1 protein-coding gene and 1 pseudogene are annotated in these 1,062 nt (G+C 57.7%); both read right to left on the minus strand.

The window, feature by feature from the left end; all coding sequences use genetic code 11:
- Window positions 1–455 (minus strand): annotated as a pseudogene (locus H8K47_RS17960) (MotA/TolQ/ExbB proton channel family protein); the annotation flags it as partial.
- A gap of 157 nt (window positions 456–612) precedes the next feature.
- Window positions 613–1,062 (minus strand): energy transducer TonB (locus H8K47_RS17965; RefSeq protein WP_186882722.1); only part of this gene is annotated, 450 nt, incomplete at its 5' end.

Consider the following 1,062-nt stretch of genomic DNA (forward strand, 5'->3'; position numbering starts at 1 on the left):
GTGGCTTTGATGCCGGAGTCAGCGATGAAGCGGAATGGGCTGCCTTCTTTGAGGGAAGCTGCACCTGCTTGTACCGAGGCAGATTTCCAGAATTTAGCGCGGGCATCTGTTGCCTGGCCAGACAGTTTGATCTGGTCGACGATTTTGGTGATCAGGATGTACCAGGAGCCCATGGACATGATGACCATGATGATCAGTGTGCCTTTGGCGACGAAGTCACCGGTTTTCCAGAGTGCGTCTAAGCCGTATGGGTTTTCGATGACTTCTTTGGCTGGGCCGGCTTCAGCGGCGGCTGGTGCTGCAGCTGGTGCGGCGGCGTCAGCGGCTGGCGCGGAAGTGGCTGGGGCGGCAGAGGCAGCAGTGGCAGAAGCTTCTTCTGCGAAGGCTGGAGCGGCAACAGCTGCGGTCAGGGCCAGAACGGCGGCAGCCAGGAATGCGGAGAAACGGGTTTTCATTATGGTGCTTCCTTTAAACAAATTATTTAAGGTTGGTCGTGCTTACTGCTGTTTTTGTATGAGCGTTTGCCACCAGGGTGGCTTGCGCTCGTTTGTAATTCCTCAGGAATGACGGGCGGTGGGTAGAACGGGGCTGACCCCGTTCTTGCCTGTGGCCTTAATCCAGCTTCCAGACGTACTGGACTTTGGTCCAGCTTTGTTGTGGCTTGCCATCGACTGTGCCTGGTTTGTTTTTGCAGGCACCTGATAACAACTGGGAGCGAACCGCATTGTCCAGACCGCGGAAGCCACTGGACTTCTCGATCTTGACGTCGGCGACGGTACCGTCTGCACCGATCAGTACGGCTAAGGTGGTGATACCGGTTTCTTCATTACGCAGCGAGGCGCGTGGGTATTCCGGTTTGCAACCGCCCACATTGAAGTCGATCACAGGGGCGACGCTGACCGGGCCGGTGGCCTTGGTTTCTGCCGCTGGCGGTGCCGGTGGCGCTGCCTTGGTGAAGGTCGGGTTTTCCGGTTTCTGGTTGGTCACCGCAGAAATGGTGTTCTGTGGCTGTACCTGTGGCTGGACCTGCACTTCCGGCGGCGGAATGAATGGTGGCGGTGG

The organism is Cognatundibacterium rugosum (assembly GCF_014284365.1).
In the GTDB taxonomy this organism is placed as follows: domain Bacteria; phylum Pseudomonadota; class Gammaproteobacteria; order Burkholderiales; family Burkholderiaceae_D; genus Undibacterium; species Undibacterium rugosum.